Below are 19,443 nucleotides of genomic sequence, written 5' to 3'. Positions count from 1 at the left end.
AGAAGCAGTCGAGCATGGCTCGACGCTACAGAAGCAGATCAGGGCGCGGCGTTGGCGCCCGGGCGCACGTAGTAGGACTGGCCGCTGTCATCGACGAACATCAGTTCCGGCTTGCCCTGCCATGAGGTGAGCATGGCGCCGGTGTTGTTCTGGTGCTTGACCATCAGGCTGGCACCACGGTCCGGGTTGGCCACCACCTTGAACACTTCCGTGGTGCCATTGGCATCGTCCAGGGTCAGCACGGCTTCACCGCCGCGATCGCTGGTGCCATAGCCCCCGCGTTCGGAGCCATCCGGGCCGAGCAGGATCAGGCCGGACAGGGCGGTGGCGCGCGGCCCCTGGATACGGCCCCGGCTGAGGGGGTCGGGCACCGGCGCGCCTAGGATCACCCGGGGTTGGCCCGTGCCATCGTGGATGATCAGCCCGCGCGCTTCGATGATGCGCTGTGGCGATTGGCTGCGATGCAGGCTCCAGGCGGTCCAGCCGGAAACCAGCAGGGCGAGTGTGGAGACCACCAGCGTGGTCAGCAGCAGTGCGCGCGGCATCGTGTCGTCCTTCCTTGGATGCAGCGACGATAGCGGATGCGGGCGACCGATGGCCAGTTCATTGTGTGACGCTGTGTATCGTCAATGGAAATCGCGGCTGTGGCTGCGCAACCCCTGCAACAGTTCATCCAGGCAGTGCATGCGCTGCACGATGACATGCTGCACGCCATCGACGCGTTCCAGGCGGCCGTCGATCTGCATCAGCCGGGTATCGACCAGGACCCGGTGCTGGCGATCGGCCAGGTGCCGCCAGACCACGGCATTGACCATGCCGGTCTCGTCTTCAAGGGTGAGGAAGGTAACGCCACTGGCGGTCTGCGGGCGCTGGCGCATGCGGACCAGGCCGGCGATGCGCACGCGACGGCCATGGCCGTGGCCCGCAAGCTGCGCGGCATCCAGGCAGCCGCGGCTGCGCAGCTGCGTGCGCAGGAACGAGATCGGGTGGCGGCCGAGGGTGGTGCCGATGCTGCGGTAATCGGCCTGCATGTCCTCCCAGGCGCTGGGCAGGGGCAGCGGCACACGTGCTTCAGCGGTGGCGCGGGCCTGGTCGAACAGCGGCAGCCGGTTCTCCACGCCGGAGATATCCCAGCGTGCACGATGGCGATGGCCGCTGAGCCCGCGCAGCGCACCGGCATCGGCCAGCAGGCCCTGCTGGCGGCGATCCAGGGCGGTGCGCTGGCACAGGTCGCCCACATCGTCGAACGGGCGCCGTGCACGTTCGCGCATGATGGCCTGTACAGCCGCTTCATTGCAGCCGTCGACCAGGCGCAGGCCGAGCCGGATCGCGGCCGCGCCCCTGCTGAAATCCAGCGTGCAGTCCCAGTCGCTGTGGCGCACGTCCACGGGAAGCACGCTGATGCCATGCCGGCGCGCGTCCTGCAGCAGCTGGTCGGGGCTGTAGAAACCCAGCGGCTGGCTGTTGATCAGGCTGGCGGTGAACGCGGCCGGATGGTGGCATTTCAGCCAGCAGCTGTTATAGGTCAGCAGGGCGAAGCTGGCGGCGTGGCTTTCCGGGAAACCGTAATCACCGAACCCTTTGATCTGCTCGAACAGGTGCTCACCGTATTCGCGGCTGAAGCCGTTTTTCAACATGCCTGCCAGCAGTTTTTCACGATGCGGTTCCAAGCCGCCACGGCGTTTCCAGGCCGCCATCGAACGGCGCAGGGCATCGGCCTGGCCAGGCGTGTAACCGGCTGCTTCGACCGCCAGCTGCATCACCTGTTCCTGGAACAATGGCACGCCCAGCGTGCGTGCGAACACGCGTTCCAGCTGCGGTGGGTAGAGCGGGTTGTCCGGGTCGTTCAACGCGTCCGGTCCCTGTTCGCGCAGGATCCGGCGCCGCTCCAGATAGGGGTGCACCATGTCGCCCTGGATCGGGCCAGGGCGCACGATTGCCACCTCGATCACCAGGTCATAGAACGTGCGTGGCTGCATGCGCGGCAGCATCGCCATCTGTGCGCGCGATTCGATCTGGAACACGCCGATGGTGTCGGCGGCGCAGATCATGTCGAAGGTCTTTGCATCCTTGGGCGGGATCGCATCCATGCGTCCTTCATGCAGGCCATGCTGTTTCAGCATGGCCAGGCACTTGCGGATGGCGGTAAGCATGCCCAGCGCCAGGCAGTCGACTTTCATCAGGCCGGTGGCATCCAGATCGTCCTTGTCCCATTGGATGACGGTGCGGTCGGCCATCGCCGCGTTTTCCACCGGCACCAGGGTCGACAGGGGATGTTCGGAAATCACGAAACCGCCGGGGTGCTGCGACAGGTGGCGCGGGAAGTCGATCAGCTCGGCGGTCAGCGCCAGCAGGCGCCGCATCAAGGGCGTGTCCGGATCGAAACCGCGCTCGCGCAGGGTTTCCGGCAATGGGATGTTGCCGCCCCAGTGGTCCATCGCCGCGCCCAGTTCGTTGACCTGGTCCATCGGCAGGCCAAGTGCACGGGCCACGTCGCGGATCGCGCTGCGGCCACGGTAGCTGATTGCCACCGCGGTCAGTGCGGCGCGCTCGCGGCCATAGCGCTTGAACACGTACTGCAGCACTTCCTCGCGGCGCTCGTGCTCGAAATCGATGTCGATATCCGGTGGCTCGTCGCGCTCGGCGGAGATGAAGCGCTCGAACAGCAGGTTGCTGCGTGCCGGGTCGATCTCGGTCACGCCCAGCACGAAGCACACCGCGGAGTTGGCCGCCGAGCCGCGGCCCTGGCAGAGGATGTCCTGGCTGCGCGCGAAGCGCACGATGTCCTGCACGGTGAGGAAGTACGAGGCGTAGTTCTTCTGCTTGATCAACGCCAGTTCGTGTTCGATCTGCTCGCGTTGTTTCGGTTCGATGCCGCCTTTCCAGCGCCAGGGGATGCCACGCTCGACCAGCACGCGCAGCCAGCTGTCCGGGTCATGCCCCTCGGGCACCAGCTCGCGTGGGTAGGTGTACTGCAGCTGTTCCAGGGTGAAGTGGCAGCGCTCGGCGATGCGCAGGGTCTCGGCCAGCAATTCGGGCGGATACAGTTGGGCCAGCGCGGTGCGCGGACGCAGATGGCGCTCGCCGTTGGGGAACAGGCGCCAGCCAGCCTCGGCCACGCTGCAGCGGTGGCGGATCGCGGTCAGGGTGTCCTGCAGGGCGCGGCGGCGGCGCACGTGCATGTGCACGTCGCCACTGGCGACCAGCGGCAGGCGGTGGCGTTGGCCGAAGGCCTGCAGCTGCTGCAGGCGGCGTGCGTCGTCGTGTTCGTGGTGCAGCTCCACCGCCAACCACAGCCGATCATTGAAGCCGGCGCGCAGTAGTTCCAGGTCGGTGGCGGCCGGTTGCCGGTCCAGCCACAGGCACAGCAGGCCGTCGGGCAGGCCGAGCAGATCCTCGCGCAGGCAGCGGTACTCGCCCTTGGCTGCGCGCCGCCGGCAGGTGGTGATCAACTGGCAGAGCCCGGCATAGGCGGCCTGGTCGGTGCACAGCAGGGCCAGCTTCGGGCCGTCCTCGACCTGGAATTCGGCGCCGACGATCAGCGCCACGCCATGCGCCTTCGCCGCCTGCCAGGCGCGCACGATGCCGGCCAGCGAGCATTCGTCGGTGATCGCCAGTGCCCGGTAACCCTGGCCAGCGGCGCGCGCGAACAGTTCTTCGGCGATCGAAGCACCGCGCTGGAAACTGAAGGCCGACAGGCAGTGCAGTTCGGCGTAGCCGGGCAGTTCGCTGTGCATGGCGGCTCAGCCGAACCAGCCGTGCAGCATCCACGGCGCATGCGGATCGTTGCGCTCACGGAAGGCCCAGCCGCGCTGGCCGTGTGCGGTTTCCACCACGTAGTAGTCGCGGCGTGCGTCGGCCTGGTCCCACCAGCCCGATTCGATCCGCTCCGGCCCGGCGACGATGCGCAGGCGCGGGTCACGCAACGGTTGTGGGGTGTCCAGCAACCAGCCGGGGCGCAGTGGCCAGTACGACGGGGGCTTGGCCGGTGGCTGGGTACCACTGGCGCGTTCGGGGCGATGGTCGGCCTGCACCGCCAGCGGCTGCACGGCGTCATCACCCAGCCGCGCACGCAGGCGCTCGCGCAGCTGGTTCCAGGGCATCGCCTGCGCCGGCCGGGTATCGAACAGGTCACGCGCGGCGGGCACGAACGGTGGCAGCTGCTCGGCCTGCAGGCGCAGTGCGCGGCTGCCGGCCGGCAGGGCGAACGCTTCCATGCGGTTGCGTGCGATCTCGAACAGCAGCGCAGGATCGCGTTCGGGGGCCAGCAGGCCGATGGTCAGCACGCTGGCCGGCAGCAGGTCGTGCTCGAAATGCAGGTCGAAGCGCTGCACGCCGCCATCGCGCGAACACAGGAAGGCGGCCAGGTCCAGCAGCAGGCGGCGCAGCGGGAACAGCAGGGCCTGGCTGGATTCGATCTCGTATTCGAATTCGATGCGCGCATCGAAACGGTCCGGTGGCTGGTAGTAGCGCAGCGGCGCGGTGGGCAGGCCGCGCAGTGCATCCAGCTGCTGCAGTACCTCCGGTGCGAAGCGCCGGGCCAGGCTGTCACGCGGCAGCTCGAGCACCGCACCCAGCGTGCGCAGGCCGGAACGGCCGAGCACGGTCACCGCGTCGCTGGGCAGGCCGCAGCGCGGCAAGGGTAGCTGCGCCAGTGCCGCTGGCAGCTGCTGCGCATCGATGCCGAGGCCGTCGTGGACGTTGGCCAGCACGCGCGCGGCATGCGCCGTGGGCGCGGCCACCAGGCGGTGGCGGAAACCGAGTTCATGCAGTTCGTTGCGCAGGCGCTTTTCGATCGTCAGCCAGTCACCGAACAGGGCACGGCTGGCGCCGATTTCCAGCACCAGTGCATGCGGGAAATCGAGGCTGACCTGCGAGCTGTAGGCGTAGGCCCAGCTGGCCAGCAGCTGCCGGGTGTGCTGTTCCGCGTCAGGGTCGTAGTCGTGCAGGTGCATGTCCTGCACCAGCACCTGCGCGGCCGACAGCAGCATGCCCGGGCGCAGCCCTGCTGCGCGCGCGGCCGGGCTGACCGCACGCAGCACGCGGCGCTGCGCTGGGCCCTGCAGCAGCACCAGTGGCCGCTGGGGGTCCGGCTGCAGGCGCAGCACGCTGTCCAGCGCCAGCTGCGGCAACAACAGGCAGGCCCAGTGCATGGCGCGGCCTCAGTGGGTGATGGCCAGTGGCAACGGCTGCGCGGGTGGCAGGCCGCCACGGCACTTCAGCACCCTTACCTGGCCGTGGTCGAGCTGCAGGCGCAGGCTGGCCGGGGAGGGGTTGCGCGCTGCCTGCGCCTCGCGGAACACGAAGCCCAGGCACTGGCCGCTGTCGGCGGCGACCTGCAGCCGGCGCAGGGCGCGATCGTCGGCCTGGTGCGGCCAGCACAGCACCGCGGCACAGGCCGCAGAGCGCAGGCATTGTTCGGCCGCCCACAGCGCCTGCTTCGGCGCAGCGTGGATGATCTGCAGCTGGGCCAGATCCAGCCCGGCCGCGGCCCAGGCCGGGGCATGCGGGCGATAGGGTGGGGCGACCAGCACGATCGGGCGGTCGCGCTGGCTCAGCCTGGCCAGCGCCGGCCAGACCAGGGCCAGTTCGCCAACGCCCGGCGCCGCCTGCAGCACCTCGCACAGCCCGCTGGCCGGCCAGCCGCCGCCGGGCAGGCGTGCGTCCAGCGCCGGGTGGCCGCTGGCCAGGTGGTCGCTGGCCGGCCCCTGGCGGGCCGGGCCGCGCCACAACTGGCGGCCGTCCAGCAGCCGGTCGAGGGCGACGACGGCGCCCATCAGCCGGTCCTCCAAGGGAGGCGCCGGGCGGGCTGGAAGCGGCAGGAACGGGCGGAAACGACAGGCATGGAGCGAGTATCGGCGGGCTGGTATCAGGGGCTGAGACCAGACATGCTACTCGCCTTGTGAGTAGAATTACTAATGAAATTGGCGGGCCGGGTTTCAGGTTGCTGAAGTGGGAAAGGAGTGCCGAGCCAGGTCGGCACCCACAGGGCCCGGTTACGGGCGGACCGGCAGCGCGACCGGGCGCAGCGGCGCGGCATCGCCGCCGCGGATCTTCAGCGGGCCGCCGATGAAGGCGAACTCGTAGACCTTGTCGCGGGCCAGTTCATCCAGCGCCACCAGTTCGATGATCGGCGCGCCCTGCTGGGCCAGCAGGTAGGTGTGCAGCGGCACGTAGTCGTCGGCCACCTCCGAGGGGAAGGTCTCGAAGCTCAGGTTGTCGGCGCCGACGATCATCGCGCCGCTGTCCTCAACCAGGAAGCGCGCCGCGTCCAGGCCCATGCCCGGCGGGTTGGTCATGTAGGCCTTGGGCTGTTCGAACAGGCGCATGCGGCCGGTGCGGATCAGCACCACATCGCCCTGCTGCAGCTTCACCCGCTGGCGTGCCAGCGCATCCTTCAGGTCCTGGCGGGTGACGCGGTAGCTGTCCGGCAGCATGTCCACGCCCTTGGCGGCGGCCACGTCGATCAGTACGCCACGCGCGATCAGCGGCGGGAATTTCTCGATGCCGGTGACATTCCAGCCACGATCGCCGAGATGCTTGTCGGCCTCGAAGCCGTTCCAGATCTTTCCGTGGATGCCAAAGTGGTTCAGCGCATCGATGTGGGTGCCGGTGTGGCTGTACATCGAGAACGCGGTGCCGGTGTAGCTGCGGGTGAGGTTCATGCTCTCGCCCACGCCCATCGGATCATCCATCACCGTGCCGCGCGGGGTGTGGGTCATCCAGAACTGGTAGTGCGGGTCGCCGGCGTCCTGCCAGCTGGGCATGCCGACGTAGTAGTCGGTGGCCAGGTCATAGGCCTTGCCGCCGCTGACCCGCGACAGGATCGCCGCACGCGAGGCTTCGGTGATCAGGTTGAGCCGGCCGATCTCGTCCTTCGGCCCCCAGGGGCTGGTGCCGACCTGCTGGCCGGAGGGAACGCGTTCGTGCGCGGACACGGTGGTGGACGCCGCGGTGCCGGCCAGCAGCAGGGCCAGCGCGCTGGCCAGGATACGTGGGGTCATGGGGGAATCTCCTTGCAGGGTGGGGAGGGTGCGGCTCAGGCCGCGACCAGGGGCGCCAGGGCCTGGCGCAGTTGCGGCAGCGGCAGGGTCTGCAGGCGCAGGCCGTTGCCGCCGATCACGGTGGGAATGGAGCGGATGCCGAGGGCAGCGGCGTCGGCACGATCGGCCTGCACGTGCTGGCGTACTGCGTCGCTGCGCATGTGGTCAGCGAAGGCACCACGGGGATGGCCCAGTGATTCGGCGATATCCAGCAGCACTTCGGCGTCGCCGATGTTGCGGTGCTGGTGCAGGTGCGCCCATTGCACCGCGTCGAACATTGCGCCATGGGCATCATTGCCGCCGATCAACCCTGCGGCCTGGCAGGCCAGTGCGCCGAGCCAGCCGGAGGGATATTCGAAGTCCTGTGCGCGCATGCCTTCGATATCGATGCGCGCGCTGTCTTCATGCGCGGCGCAGTCGGTCCAGTGGCGCAGGATGATCGCCTTGGCGCGCTCCATCGAGCCGAACACCTCGACCATCTGCGCGCGCGAGTCCTGCAGCACGAAGCTGCGATGGCGCACCTGGATGCCGAGTTCGGCCGAGACCTGCTGCAGGCGCGGGGCCAGCACGAAGCACCAGCCGCAGACCACGTCGTGGAAGAAGTCGACCACCGGCGCGGCGGTGGCGGGGGAAGGAACGGGAGACATCTGCCTGCCATCGGTGAGAGGGGAGGCGGCAGATTAGGCAGCGCGGCGGGGCCGAAACAGCGCGCCGTGGGCAGCTCAGTTTTCGCTGGCGGTTACGAATCCAGGCCGGCGCAGCGGGGCAGCTCGGCGTGCAGGAAATCGATGAAGGCACGCACCTTGGGTTGCAGGTGGCGCGACGTGGGATAGACCGCATGCACGAAGCGTGGCGGATAGCGGTGGTCGGGCAGCACCTGTTGGAGTTCGCCACGGGCCAGCGCTGGTGCCGCCAGGAACGAGGGCAGGGCGCCGATGCCCATGCCGGCCACCAGCAGGTCGCGCAGCAGCAGGCTGTTGTTGACGGTGACGCGTGCCGGCAGGGTGATGGTCACCTGCCCATCCGGGCCGAGCAGCGGCCAGCTGCCGGGGGAGTCGGACAGGCTGTAGGCCAGCACACTGTGCACCTGCAGATCGTCCACCGACTGCGGTGCTGGACGCTGCCGCAGGTAGGACGGGGCAGCGCACAGCACCTGTTGCAGCGAGGCAAGCCGGCGCGCCACCAGTCGCGAGTCGTCCAGCTCGGCACGCAGCCGCAACGACACATCGAAACCCTCACCGACCGCATCAAGCAGGCGATCTTCCATCACCAGGTCCAGCGACAGCTGTGGATGCTGTTGCAGGAAGCGTGGCAGCAGCGGCGACAGCGTGCTCAGTGCGAACGACTGCGGTGCATTGACACGCAGGCGCCCGGCCACCTCGCCACGCTGTTCGGCGATGCCACGTTCCAATGCGTCCAATTCGTCGAGCAGGCGGCAGCATTCGCGGTAATAGGCGTGGCCGGTCTCGGTCAGGCTCATGCGCCGCGTGGTCCGCTGCAGCAGCACCACGCCCAGGTGCGTTTCCAGCGCGCGCAACTGCTTGCTCAGCCCGGCCGGCGACATGCCCAGGTCTTCGGCAGCGCGGGCCAGCCCGCCGCGTTCGACGATGCGGCGGAAGGCGCGCATCAGGTTGAAGGAATCCATGCCGGTACCGGGCGCGATGAGGGCGCCATTGTAGATCCACGCCATCCGTGGGTGGGGGAAACGCGGTGTCGGCCAAAGGGGGGATATCCACCGAGGCGGGGCGGGTTGCGCCGTTTGTTCAAGCCCGCAACCGTCGTGCCGCGCCAGCATGCAGGCCCCTCATGTTCCGGGTTGCCCATGAAACACTGGATCCTCCGCCTGTATGCCCCGTTGTTCCTGCTCGGTTTCGTTGCCGCCGCCGTCGTCTGGGTCGGCCACCTCCATGGCGATCCGCTATGGCTGCTGGCCTTGCTGGCGGTCGCCATCGCGGTTTCGTTCGCTGCCGAACGTGCCTGGCCGTATGACCCCGCGTTCAACCACGACCACGGCGACAGTCTGCGTGACACCCTGCATGCACTGGTCAACGAAAGCCTGAACCTGCTGTCGATCGCTGCGGTGCCGCTGCTGGCAGCGCTCCTTCCGTGGCAGCTGTGGCCGCTGCAGTGGCCGTTCGTTCTGCAGGTACTGCTGGCCATCGTCTGCGCCGACCTTGGCATTACCCTGGTGCACTACGCCAGCCATCGCATCGGCTGGCTGTGGCGGTTGCACGCGGTGCATCACAGCGTCACCCGCATGTACGGCTTCAACGGCTTGATGAAGCATCCGCTGCACCAGGCGGCCGAAGCAGTGGGCGGCGTACTGCCGCTGCTGCTGTTGGGCCTGCCGATGCCGGTGGCTGCGGTGCTGGCCTTCGCCATTGCCATCCAGCTGCTGCTGCAGCACTCCAACGTGGACATGCGCCCGGGCCTGCTGGGCCGGGTGATGGCGTGGGCGCCGCTGCACCGCTTCCACCACATGCGTTACGGCACCGCTGGCGACGTCAACTTCGGCCTGTTCCTGACCGTCTGGGATCACCTGCTGGGGACCGCCTTCGATGCGCCGGGCTATCGGCTGCAGCAGCGCGACCTCGGCATCGGCAGCCAACCGGACTATCCGCGCGATTATCCGGGACAGCTGCTGGCGCCGTTCCGCGAACTGCCGCACGGCGAGCTGCCGGAGCTGCCGGAAGGTCTGCGCAGGCGCGGATGATGGGCCGTGTCAGGCCGCTTGAAGCTGCAGGCCCTGCAGCTGCGCGGCACCGATACCGAACATGCGGCGCAGGCTGCGCGACAGATGGGCCAGATCGGCGAATCCAGCGGCATGCGCACTGTCGGTCAGGGTGTGCCCGCGCAGATGATGCATGAGTGCGCGGCGCAGCCGCTGCCACAGCACCCAGCCGCGCAGGGTCACCGCCAGATCAGACTGGAAACGCCGGTGCAGCTGGCTGGCCGAGAGGTGCGCGGCTTCGGCAATGTCGGCAGCCGGCACCGGGCCGGGCAGGTGCTGGGCAATACGGGCCAACGCCGCCTGCACGCGGCGGTCCAGCGGCTGTGGGCGGCTCAACCGTGGCAGCCAGCCGTGCAGTTCCAGCGCGTTGCCCGGCAGTGCGTGCAGGTATTGCTGGATCTGTGCGGGATTGGCATGCGTCGGCTCAAGGAACACCGTGCAGCCTGCTTCTGGCGCTAACAGGATCGCGTGCGGCTGGAATGATGGCAGCCACAGTCGCTGGCCTTGCTGCTGCACGCCATCGACCTCGACCTGCCAGGCTGCGCCGTCGCTGAGCAGCAGTTGATGGGCGTAGTGCGCGTGCGCGGCGCTGTCACCGGCATGACCCTGCAGCACGGCCACGTGAGCATCCAGCAGCAACGTGCCATTCCAGGGCAGGGTGGGGGAGGACATTGAGGGATTGTAGATCCACGCCATGCGTGGATGAATCTCCATCGAAATCAAATATTTCGACAATGAAACGAAGAGCATCCACGCATGGCGTGGATCTACCGCAGGTTGCGAGAAATTGTTGAAGGCGGGGTGGGTCCGGTTGCGGGGGCGTGAGCGCCATGGATGGCGCGACCGAGCCTCCAGGGACGGATTCACGGCGTCCCCCGCCAACGGACCCACCCCGCCTACCCACAGGAGCCCCGCTGTTGCTTTGGCCGTTGCCTCTGCGGGTGCCGGGCGCAGCCCGGCCGTCCCCTCACCGCCCGTGCGGATCCGGCCGGTGATGCACGTATTCAACCACGGTGCCATCGGGATGCACCGCATTGAACGCCGCCCCGGTCGGGACTACCTGCAGCGGGAAGATGATCTCGGCGCCGGCGGCGACCAGTTTGTCGTGATAGGGCCGAACATCATCGACCAGCAGTGTCCCCGTGGTCGAGGTGAACGGGGCCAGTGCCGCCTGGCTGCCTTCGATCAGCAGGAAGGCGCCGACCATCGCCAGGCGCAGCCCGGCTTCCGGGAACGGGAACCCCGCATCGGCTACCACGCCCTGCAACTGCTCGTAGAACGCCACGCTGCGCTCCAGCTCGCCCGGGGCCACGAACACCCGGATCAGCACGCGCGGCGCGCGCTGGCTGGAGGTGTCACAGCGGTCGCGCCAGAGATGATCGAAGTCGCGATGTACGGTCATGGGCTCGATTCGTGGCCAGGGATCTCCATTATCAGCAGCCTCGCGCGGCGCGCTGATGACCGCCAGTGATGGCCTGATAACCATTGGCCGGGTTGCCTCTGTGACTTAGGTCCTGTTGACAGGTGTGAACGCCCTCGCACAATCTTCACAGGATTGGGTCGCCCTGCGCGGCCCGGGCAGGCAGGTTGTCACGCCGGGAGGAGGGTCCCGCGCGCAGACCGGCCCGTCCATCGGCCTGCGGGGCGTTGCCTGGCAACCCCTGCGCGGCATGAACGCTGCACCCTTCGGCGGCACTTTCCCTGGACCGATTGCCTTGGCAACGGAATTACGCCTGCCGATGAAAACGTTTACAAAACCGCTTGCACTGTCTCTGGCCCTGTCTGCCGCACTGGCCGCTCCGGCCTGGGCCGACCCGGCCGCGTTCACTGTGCTGACCCTGGAACAGGCGCCCCACGCCGAGGCGATGCCGGCGCTGGCCGCGCAACTGAAGAGCCTGAAGGTGGACGCGGTGAGCGTGCGCCAGGTGCAGCGCGGCATCGGCCAGATCGATCCGCTGCAGGTGCTGGCCGATGGCCTGGGCTACGAGTACCGCTTCATTGCCGCCGGCAAGGACGATGGCCAGACCCAGCGCGGCCAGGCTGTTCTGACCCGGCTGCCGATCGCCGCTGAATCCGGCCCCGACCAGCCGGGCCTGAACTACCTGCGCCTGGACGATGGCCGCCACACTGTGGCGGTCTATACCGATGCCGGTGCAGGTGCGGCGCAGCTGCCGGCGCTGGTCACCCGTTCGCGGCTGGGTGCACCGGCGGTGCTGCTCGGCGCGGTGGCCGGTGAATCGGCCAAGGCCGCAGGCTTCGATCCGGCGCGTGTGGCGCTGGAAGCCGATGCCAGCTATTTCAGCGACGGCTTCCAGGCCGCCAGCAGCGCGCCGTTCAAGGTGGAAGGCAGCACGCTGCGTGCCACCCTGCTGACCCTGGCCTATGCCGCCGACAAGCACGGCGACACGCCGTGGATGGACACCACGCTCAACGCCGATGCGCGCGCTGCGCTGCTGCTGAAGGCGATGACCGAGGATGAGAAGTTCCAGATGCTGCACAGCTACTTCGGGCTGGGCAAGGACGGCGGCCCACTGCCGGAAGGTGCGGTCGGTTCGGCCGGCTTCGTGCCGGGCGTACCGCGGCTGGGCATCCCGTCGCAGCAGTCGGCCGATGCCGGTGTCGGCGTGACCAATCCGGGGGGCATCCGCCCGGGCGACTTCGCCACGGCGATGCCATCGGGCCCGTCCACCGCATCGAGCTGGAACCGCGAAGTTGCCTTCGCCGGTGGCGCCACGATGGGCCGCGAGGCGTGGCAGCAGCGCTTCAATATCCTGCTGTCGGGCAGCGTCAACCTGCAGCGTGACCCGCGCAACGGCCGCAACTTCGAGTACGCCGGCGAAGACCCGCTGCTGGCCGGCTCGATGGTTGGCGCGCTGATCCAGGGCGTGCAGAGCCAGCACGTGATCTCCTCGATGAAGCACTTCGCGCTGAACGACATGGAGACCCGTCGCAACTTCCACGACGTGCGCATCGGCGAACAGGCCATGCACGAGTCGGACCTGTTGGCCTTCGAGATCGCGCTGGATGCCGGTCGCCCGGGCGTGGCGATGTGCTCGTACAACAAGATCAACGGCACCTACGGCTGCGAGAACGGCTACCTGATGAACCAGGTGCTGAAGCAGGAATGGAAGTTCCCCGGTTTCGTGATGTCCGACTGGGGTGGCGTGCACAGTGGCTCGAAGGCTGCGCTGGCCGGCCTGGACCAGCAGTCGGCCGGTGAGGTGTTCGACGCGGCGGTGTTCTTCGATGAACCGCTGCGCCTGGCTGTGCATGGCGGCGTGGTGCCGCAGGCGCGCCTGAACGACATGGTGGCGCGCATCCTGCGCACGATGTTCCTGCATGGCAACTTCGACAACCCGCCGCAGCACCAGAAGGTGGATGCCGAGGCCGGCTTCGCCGTTGCCCAGCGCACGGTGGAGGAGGGCAGCGTGCTGCTGCGCAATGAGGGCAACCTGTTGCCGCTGGCCGACAGCGTGAAGCGCATCGTCATCATCGGCGGCCATGCCGACAAGGGCGTGATCGGTGGCGGTGGTTCATCGATGGTGGGCGTGACCGCCAAGGGCACCAACGCGGTGCCCGGCGTGATGCCGACCACCTGGCCGGGCCCGGTGATCTTCCATCCGTCCTCGCCGCTGGAATCGCTGCGTGCGGCGCGCCCGGACGCGACTATCACGTATGTGGATGGCACCAACGCAGCTGCTGCGGCCAAGGCGGCCGCGCAGGCGGATGTGGCCATCGTGTTTGCCACGCAGTGGGCTGCCGAATCGGTGGACCTGCCGGACATGCAGCTGCCGGACAACCAGGATGTCCTGATCTCGGCAGTGGCCAAGGCCAACCCGAAGACCGTGCTGGTGCTGGAAACCAACGGCCCGGTGCGCACACCGTGGCTGGCGCAGGTGCCGGCGATGCTGCAGGCCTGGTACCCGGGCATCCGCGGTGGCGAAGGCATTGCCGCACTGCTGACCGGCCAGGTCAATCCGTCCGGCCGCCTGCCGGTGACCTGGGTGACGGACGAATCGCAGCTGCCGCGCCCGCACATCGACGGCCTCGGCTTCAAGCCGGCCAAGCCGTTCGGTGATGTGTTCGATTTCGATATCGAAGGTGCCAACGTCGGCTACAAGTGGATGGCGGCCAAGGGCCTGACCCCGACCTTCGCCTTTGGCCATGGCCTGTCCTACACCTCGTTCGCCTATGACAACCTGAAGGTGAGCGTGGAAGGTTCGCGCCTGGTCGCCAGCGTCGACATCCGCAACACCGGCAAGCGCGCCGGTGCCGACGTGGCCCAGCTGTACCTGAAGCTGCCGGCCGGCAGCACCACGCCGATCCGCCTGATCGGCTATGACAAGGTGACCCTGCAGCCGGGCGAACAGCGCCGCATCCGCATCGAAGCCGAGCCGAAGACGCTGGCCCACTACGATGCACAGGCGCGCCAGTGGAAGATCGACGGTGGCACCTACCAGGTGCAGCTGTCGCGCAACGCCGCCGAACCGCTGCAGACGGTGGACGTGCAGCTGGTGGAGCAGGTGCTGCGCTGAGGCTTGAAGGCACGGCCCGCAAGGGCCGTGCCTGAAAAAGGGGACGGAGGGGATTAAGTCGTTTATGCATAAACGACTTAATCCCCTCCGTCCCCTTTTCATATGGCGAACCACCCGCGCAGGAAATCGATCAGCTGCCGCACCTTCGGCGAGGGCTGCGTGCTGTGCGGGTAGACCGCGTACACGCTCTGCTGCGGGAAGCGGTGCTGGCGCAGCACCGGGCGCAGGCGGTCCTGGGCCAGGTCGTCCTCGATCAGCCAGCGTGGCAGCACAGTGACCCCGGCGCCGGCCACGGCGAAGGCGCGCAGGCTGCTGGCACCATCCACGCGCACCACTGCATTGCCCGGGTTGGTGGCAAACAAGGCATCGCTGCCGTCGGGCGCGACCACCGGCACGTCGGCCAGGCGCGGGTAACCCAGGCGGGGCAGGGTGCCCAGTTGCACGGGGTCGTTGGCCGCATCGGCAGAGGGCAGGCGTGCCAGCAGGGACGGAGCCGCCACCGCGCACAGCGGGTGCCGTTCCAGTTCACTGGCATGCAGGCCCGAATCGGGCAGACGGCCGAGACGGATCGCCAGGTCGAAGCGCTCGGGAATCAGGTCTGCCGGCGCGGGAGACGTGGACAGGTGCAGCTGCAGGGCCGGATGCCGCGCACGGAAGGCTTCCAGTGCGGGAATCAGGCGAAGCTGCGCGTACTCCGGGGTGGTGGTCAGGCGCAGCACACCCTGCAGCTGGTGCTGGTCGCGCCGCGCGGCATCGATTGCCGCCTGCGCGGCATCCAGCGCCTGTATGCAGTGCTGCAGGAACTGCTCGCCAGCGTCGGTCAGGGCCAGGTGGCGGGTACTGCGCAGCAGCAGGGTCACGCCCAGTTCCTGCTCCAGCCGCTTCAGGTTGAAGCTGACCACCGCACGACTCAGGCCGAGCCGATCGGCCGCTGCGGTCAGGCTGCCGGCCTCGACCACGGCACGGAAGATATCGAAGCGATCGAGGCTGACCATGGCGATTCATTGTCAAAACAGATTTGACAGTGTTGCAGGTGTTGTCGTGTTCTTCCAACAGCTCCCGGGCGGCATGCTGGCGGTCTCTCTGCTGGAGCACCGCCGATGCCGCCCCCCCGCCTGCGCCATGAGGCGATCTTCCTGCTGGTGTTCGCCCTGGATCTGGTCAACATGTTCATCGCCACGGTGGCCTATCCGGCACTGGCAGCGGAACTGCACGCTGATGTCGGTACCCTGGCCTGGGTGGGCACCGCCTACATGCTGGGCCTGAGCGTGGTGATTCCGCTGGCGCCCTGGTTGGCCGCGCGCTGTGGTGAGCGTCGCCTGCTGCTGGTGGCGTTGCTGTTGTTCGCGGTTGCCGCTGTGCTGGCCGGCGCCGCACCGGGTATCGGCTGGCTGCTGGGCTGGCGCCTGCTGCAGGGCCTGGCCGGTGGCCTGCTGATTCCGGTGGCACAGGCGGCAGCGTACCGACAGTGCAAGCCGGACCAGCGTGGCGCGCTGACCCGCCGCATCCTGCTGGTGGCGCTGCTGGTGCCGGCACTGGCGCCGGCGCTGGGCGGGTTGCTGGTGCAGTGGTTGTCCTGGCGCGGCGTGCTCTGGGCCAGCCTGCCGTTGGCGGTGGTGGCGATCGGCCTGGTGCTGGCCTGGATGCCGGCCGATGGCGCGCGCAGTGCGCCGCGCCTGCAGGCCTATGCGCTGTCCACCGCGATGCTGGCGCTGGGCGCGCTGCTGCTGGCGTTGACCTGGCTGGGTGAACCCGGCCATCGGGCCGCCGGTGCCGTACTGCTGTTGATCGCAATGCTGTTGGCGGCGGCCCACCTGCGGCATGCACGGCAGCAGGCGCAGCCCCTGCTGCGCTGGTCGCTGCTGTCCCATCGGGGCCTGCGCCTGGCGATGCTGGTCTATCTGGCAGTGCCCGGAGTGTTCATCGGCAGCCAGCTGGTCAGTACCCTGCAGCTGCACCAGGCCGGTTACAGCGCGGCACGCATCGGCGCGTTGATGCTGCCCTGGGCGCTGGCCTCGGCCATTGCGATCACGGCCAGCAAGCGCCTGCTGGCGCGCTTCGGCCCGGCCACGGTACTGCGTACGGGCATGCTCCTGCAGGCCAGCGGCCTGCTGTTGATGGCGCTGCTGCCGCAGCCGGCCTTCGCGTTGGCCGGGCTGCTGTTCGCTCTGATGGGCGCCGGCGGCAGCCTGTGCAGCAGCACCGCGCAGACGCTGGCCTTCCATGGGGTCGAGGGCGAAGCATTGGGCGATGCCAGCGCACTCTGGAACCTCAACCGCCAGCTCAGCTTCTGCCTGGGCACCGCGGCCATCGCGCTGCTGCTGGCATTGGCCATGCAATGGCTGCCGGCCCACGCCACCGGCATGGCGCTGGGTCTGGCCGCGGTACTGACCCTGCTGCCGATGGCGCTGCTGCGCCGGCCGCAGTTGCTCACCCTTTCGCAACCGGAGAACATCTGATGGATACCACCGCAGAACATGAAATCCACCACCTGCACGACAAGCTGCAGGCCTGGTTCCGTGCCGATGTCGGCGCCGATGCGCTGGAGGATCTGATGGCGCACTTCAGCGCGGACTTCAGCATGGTCGGCATCGCGGGTCGCCGATTGGATCGGCAAGCCGTGCAGGCGTTGTTCGCGGGCGGTCACGGGGCGCGCCCCGGGCTGCGGATTTCCATCGACGCCGTGCACGCGGTGGAAGCGCCTTCACCGCTGGCGGTGCTGCGCTATCGCGAAGGGCATTCGATCGATGGCGGCACGCCTGCATGGCGGGAGTCACTGGCGGTGCTGCGGCAGGAAACCGGGCGCTGGCGCTGGCTGGCCCTGCATGAAGTGCCGGTAGCCTGACCGGTAGTGCCGGCTGCTGGCCGGCAACCGCGTAACGCGCCGCAGGATCATGAAGTTGCCGGCCAGCGGCCGGCACTACCGGTCGCCGGCGAGCGCAGCGGCAACGCAGGCACATGTGCCATCAGTCCTGCCTGCATCCACCGCAGAATGCAAAGCCCGCACACACTTCATGGCTTGGGGCAGGAGTAGGCTTGGAGCTTTCCTGCCGGGAGGGGTTGTCCATGCGTGTGCGTGCCGTCGCTGTAGCCATTGCCCTTTGCCTGTCCAGCGCCGTGCTGGCCGCCGATACCCCGCCGATGACCCCGGACATCAGCGGCAAGCCCTTCGTTGCCCCCGATGTCGGTCGTGACTACGACAAGCGCGTGGTGATGGTGCCGATGCGTGATGGCACCAAGCTGTATACGGTGATCGTGGTGCCCAAGGGTGCCCGCAATGCCCCGATCCTGCTGACCCGCACCCCCTACGACGCTGCTGGCCGTGCCAACCGCAGTGACTCGCCGCGCATGCGCGACCTGCTGCCACAGGGCGACGAGGTGTTCGTCGACGGCGGCTACATCCGCGTGTTCCAGGACATCCGTGGCAAGTACGGCTCCGAAGGCGATTACGTGATGACCCGGCCGCTGCGCGGGCCGTTGAACAACACCAGGGTGGATCACTCCACCGACGCCTGGGACACCATCGACTGGCTGGTGAAGAACGTGCCGGAGAGTAACGGCAAGGTCGGCATGCTCGGCTCGTCGTACGAGGGTTTCACCGTGGTGATGGCGCTGACCGACCCGCACCCGGCACTGAAGGTGGCCGCGCCGCAGAGCCCGATGGTCGATGGCTGGATGGGTGACGACTGGCTCAACTACGGTGCGTTCCGCCAGGTCAACTTCAACTATTTCGCAATGCAGACCGAGAAGCGCGGCAAGGGCACGCCGCTGCCCAGCCTCGGCTATGACGACTACAGCACCTTCCTGCGCCTCGGTTCGGCCGGTGACTACGCGCGTTTCACCGGCGTGGACCAGCTGACCTGGTGGAAGAAGCTGGTCGAGCACCCGGCCTATGATGGCTTCTGGCAGGGCCAGGCGTTGGACGCGGTGATGGCCAAGACACCGTTGAAGGTGCCGACCATGTGGCTGCAGGGCCTGTGGGACCAGGAAGACATGTGGGGTGCCAACCACGCCTACCAGGCGATGGAAGGGCGCGACAGCGGCAACAACCGCAACTATCTGGTGATGGGCCCGTGGCGGCACAGCCAGGTGAACTACGGCGGCAGCGAGCTGGGTGCGCTGAAGTTTGATGGCGATACCGCGCTGCAGTTCCGTCGCGATGTGCTCAAGCCGTTCTTCGACCAGTACCTGGTGGATGGCGCGCCGACGGCCGATACGCCGCCGGTGCTGATCTACAACACCGGCGAAAACCACTGGGACCGCCTGAAGGGTTGGCCGCGCAGCTGCGACAAGGGCTGTGCCGCCAGCAGCAAGCCGCTGTACCTGCGCGCCGGCGGCAAGCTGGCGTTCCAGGCACCGGCGGCGGGCGAGGGGGACTTCGAGGAATACGTGTCCGACCCGGCCAAGCCGGTACCGTTCGTGCCGCGCCCGGTCCGCTTCGGCGACCGCGACATGTGGACCACCTGGCTGGTCAAGGACCAGCGCTTCGTCGATGGCCGCCCGGACGTGTTGACCTTCATCACCGAACCGCTGACGGCGCCGCTGCGCATCGGCGGCGCGCCGGTGGTTCACCTGCAGGCCTCGACCAGTGGCACCGACAGCGACTGGGTGGTGAAGCTGATCGACGTGTATCCGGACCAGGAAGCGTCGACGCCGGAGATGGGTGGCTACGAGCTGCCGGTGTCGCTGGCGATCTTCCGTGGCCGTTACCGCGAAAGCTTCAGCGATCCGAAGCCGCTGGCCGCCAACCAGGTGCTGCCGTACCGCTTCGACCTGCCCAACGCCAACCACACCTTCCAGAAGGGCCATCGGGTGATGGTGCAGGTGCAGTCCAGCCTGTTCCCCCTGTATGACCGCAATCCGCAGACGTACGTGCCGAACATCTACCTGGCCAAGCCGGGCGATTACCAGAAGGCCACGCAGCGGGTCTGGCACAGTGCGGCGCAGGCCAGCTACATCGATCTGCCGGTGTATTGAGGTTGATGAGGTACGCCGGGTGCGCGATGCCCGGCGGCGGTAGTGCCGGCCGCTGGCCGGCATCCGCGACGGCGCGAGAGCGTGTCGACCAAGGTCGACACCTACCAGGGCCGGGCCACAGCAGGTTGATTCAGGCGATGGTGGTAGTGCCGGCCGC

Annotated in this window: 15 protein-coding genes; 5 read left to right on the top strand and 10 right to left on the bottom strand. The window is 68.1% G+C overall.

What is annotated here, in order from left to right; genetic code table 11:
- Window positions 1-38 precede the first annotated feature (38 nt).
- The 7 genes from AC5JLE_RS07505 to AC5JLE_RS07475 all read right to left on the bottom strand — a co-directional run bounded on the left by AC5JLE_RS07505 (window position 39) and on the right by AC5JLE_RS07475 (window position 8,733).
- Complete coding sequence (locus AC5JLE_RS07505) at window positions 39-545, bottom strand: hypothetical protein (RefSeq protein WP_032957269.1); 507 nt, start codon at window positions 543-545, stop codon at window positions 39-41.
- 81 nt (window positions 546-626) lie between these two features.
- Window positions 627-3,737 carry an error-prone DNA polymerase gene (locus tag AC5JLE_RS07500; protein ID WP_401733900.1) on the bottom strand — a complete coding sequence of 1,037 codons (3,111 nt, stop codon included), beginning with the start codon at window positions 3,735-3,737 and terminating at the stop codon, window positions 627-629.
- A 6-nt stretch (window positions 3,738-3,743) separates the two neighbouring features.
- Window positions 3,744-5,153, bottom strand: a complete 1,410-nt coding sequence (locus AC5JLE_RS07495; RefSeq protein ID WP_046431214.1) for a Y-family DNA polymerase — start codon at window positions 5,151-5,153, stop codon at window positions 3,744-3,746.
- A 9-nt stretch (window positions 5,154-5,162) separates the two neighbouring features.
- Complete coding sequence (gene imuA / locus AC5JLE_RS07490) at window positions 5,163-5,777, bottom strand: translesion DNA synthesis-associated protein ImuA (protein WP_014647509.1); 615 nt, start codon at window positions 5,775-5,777, stop codon at window positions 5,163-5,165.
- Window positions 5,778-5,996: 219 nt separating this feature from the next.
- A complete protein-coding gene (locus AC5JLE_RS07485; protein ID WP_414934992.1) occupies window positions 5,997-7,004 on the bottom strand; it encodes a cyclase family protein in 1,008 nt (335 codons plus the stop codon).
- A 35-nt stretch (window positions 7,005-7,039) separates the two neighbouring features.
- Window positions 7,040-7,690 (bottom strand): DsbA family oxidoreductase, encoded by a 651-nt coding sequence (locus tag AC5JLE_RS07480; protein ID WP_053496081.1) that lies wholly within the window; start codon window positions 7,688-7,690, stop codon window positions 7,040-7,042.
- Window positions 7,691-7,782: 92 nt separating this feature from the next.
- Window positions 7,783-8,733, bottom strand: coding sequence for a LysR family transcriptional regulator (locus AC5JLE_RS07475; protein WP_014647506.1), 951 nt, complete (start codon window positions 8,731-8,733; stop codon window positions 7,783-7,785).
- A gap of 132 nt (window positions 8,734-8,865) precedes the next feature.
- On the opposite strand from AC5JLE_RS07475, the gene AC5JLE_RS07470 reads away from it, so the two are divergent.
- The gene (locus tag AC5JLE_RS07470) at window positions 8,866-9,756 is read left to right on the top strand and encodes a sterol desaturase family protein (RefSeq protein ID WP_401733904.1); all 891 of its coding nucleotides are present in this window, start codon (window positions 8,866-8,868) and stop codon (window positions 9,754-9,756) included.
- Window positions 9,757-9,765: 9 nt separating this feature from the next.
- On the opposite strand, the gene AC5JLE_RS07465 is transcribed toward AC5JLE_RS07470, so the two are convergent.
- On the bottom strand, window positions 9,766-10,470 hold the full coding sequence (locus AC5JLE_RS07465) for an AraC family transcriptional regulator (protein ID WP_049405351.1): 705 nt from the start codon (window positions 10,468-10,470) through the stop codon (window positions 9,766-9,768).
- A 271-nt stretch (window positions 10,471-10,741) separates the two neighbouring features.
- Window positions 10,742-11,176 (bottom strand): VOC family protein, encoded by a 435-nt coding sequence (locus tag AC5JLE_RS07460; RefSeq protein ID WP_014647503.1) that lies wholly within the window; start codon window positions 11,174-11,176, stop codon window positions 10,742-10,744.
- A gap of 337 nt (window positions 11,177-11,513) precedes the next feature.
- On the opposite strand from AC5JLE_RS07460, the gene AC5JLE_RS07455 reads away from it, so the two are divergent.
- A complete protein-coding gene (locus AC5JLE_RS07455) occupies window positions 11,514-14,309 on the top strand; it encodes a beta-glucosidase family protein (RefSeq protein ID WP_496065169.1) in 2,796 nt (931 codons plus the stop codon).
- A gap of 98 nt (window positions 14,310-14,407) precedes the next feature.
- Here AC5JLE_RS07455 and AC5JLE_RS07450 read toward each other — a convergent pair whose 3' ends face one another.
- Complete coding sequence (locus AC5JLE_RS07450; protein WP_100450251.1) at window positions 14,408-15,304, bottom strand: LysR family transcriptional regulator; 897 nt, start codon at window positions 15,302-15,304, stop codon at window positions 14,408-14,410.
- 105 nt (window positions 15,305-15,409) lie between these two features.
- Here AC5JLE_RS07450 and AC5JLE_RS07445 point away from each other — a divergent pair, with 105 nt between their 5' ends.
- The 3 genes from AC5JLE_RS07445 (at window position 15,410) to AC5JLE_RS07435 (ending at window position 19,286) form a co-directional block, all read left to right on the top strand.
- A complete protein-coding gene (locus tag AC5JLE_RS07445) occupies window positions 15,410-16,768 on the top strand; it encodes an MFS transporter (protein ID WP_164167727.1) in 1,359 nt (452 codons plus the stop codon).
- A complete protein-coding gene (locus AC5JLE_RS07440) occupies window positions 16,768-17,154 on the top strand; it encodes a DUF4440 domain-containing protein (RefSeq protein WP_032957712.1) in 387 nt (128 codons plus the stop codon). The genes AC5JLE_RS07445 and AC5JLE_RS07440 overlap by 1 nt, the downstream gene beginning before the upstream one ends.
- Before the next feature lie 221 nt (window positions 17,155-17,375).
- Window positions 17,376-19,286, top strand: a complete 1,911-nt coding sequence (locus tag AC5JLE_RS07435) for a CocE/NonD family hydrolase (RefSeq protein ID WP_014647498.1) — start codon at window positions 17,376-17,378, stop codon at window positions 19,284-19,286.
- The last annotated feature ends 157 nt before the right edge of the window (window positions 19,287-19,443 follow it).

It is taken from the genome of Stenotrophomonas sp. (genome assembly GCF_059505245.1).
This window is presented reverse-complemented; position numbering and strand designations above follow the sequence as displayed.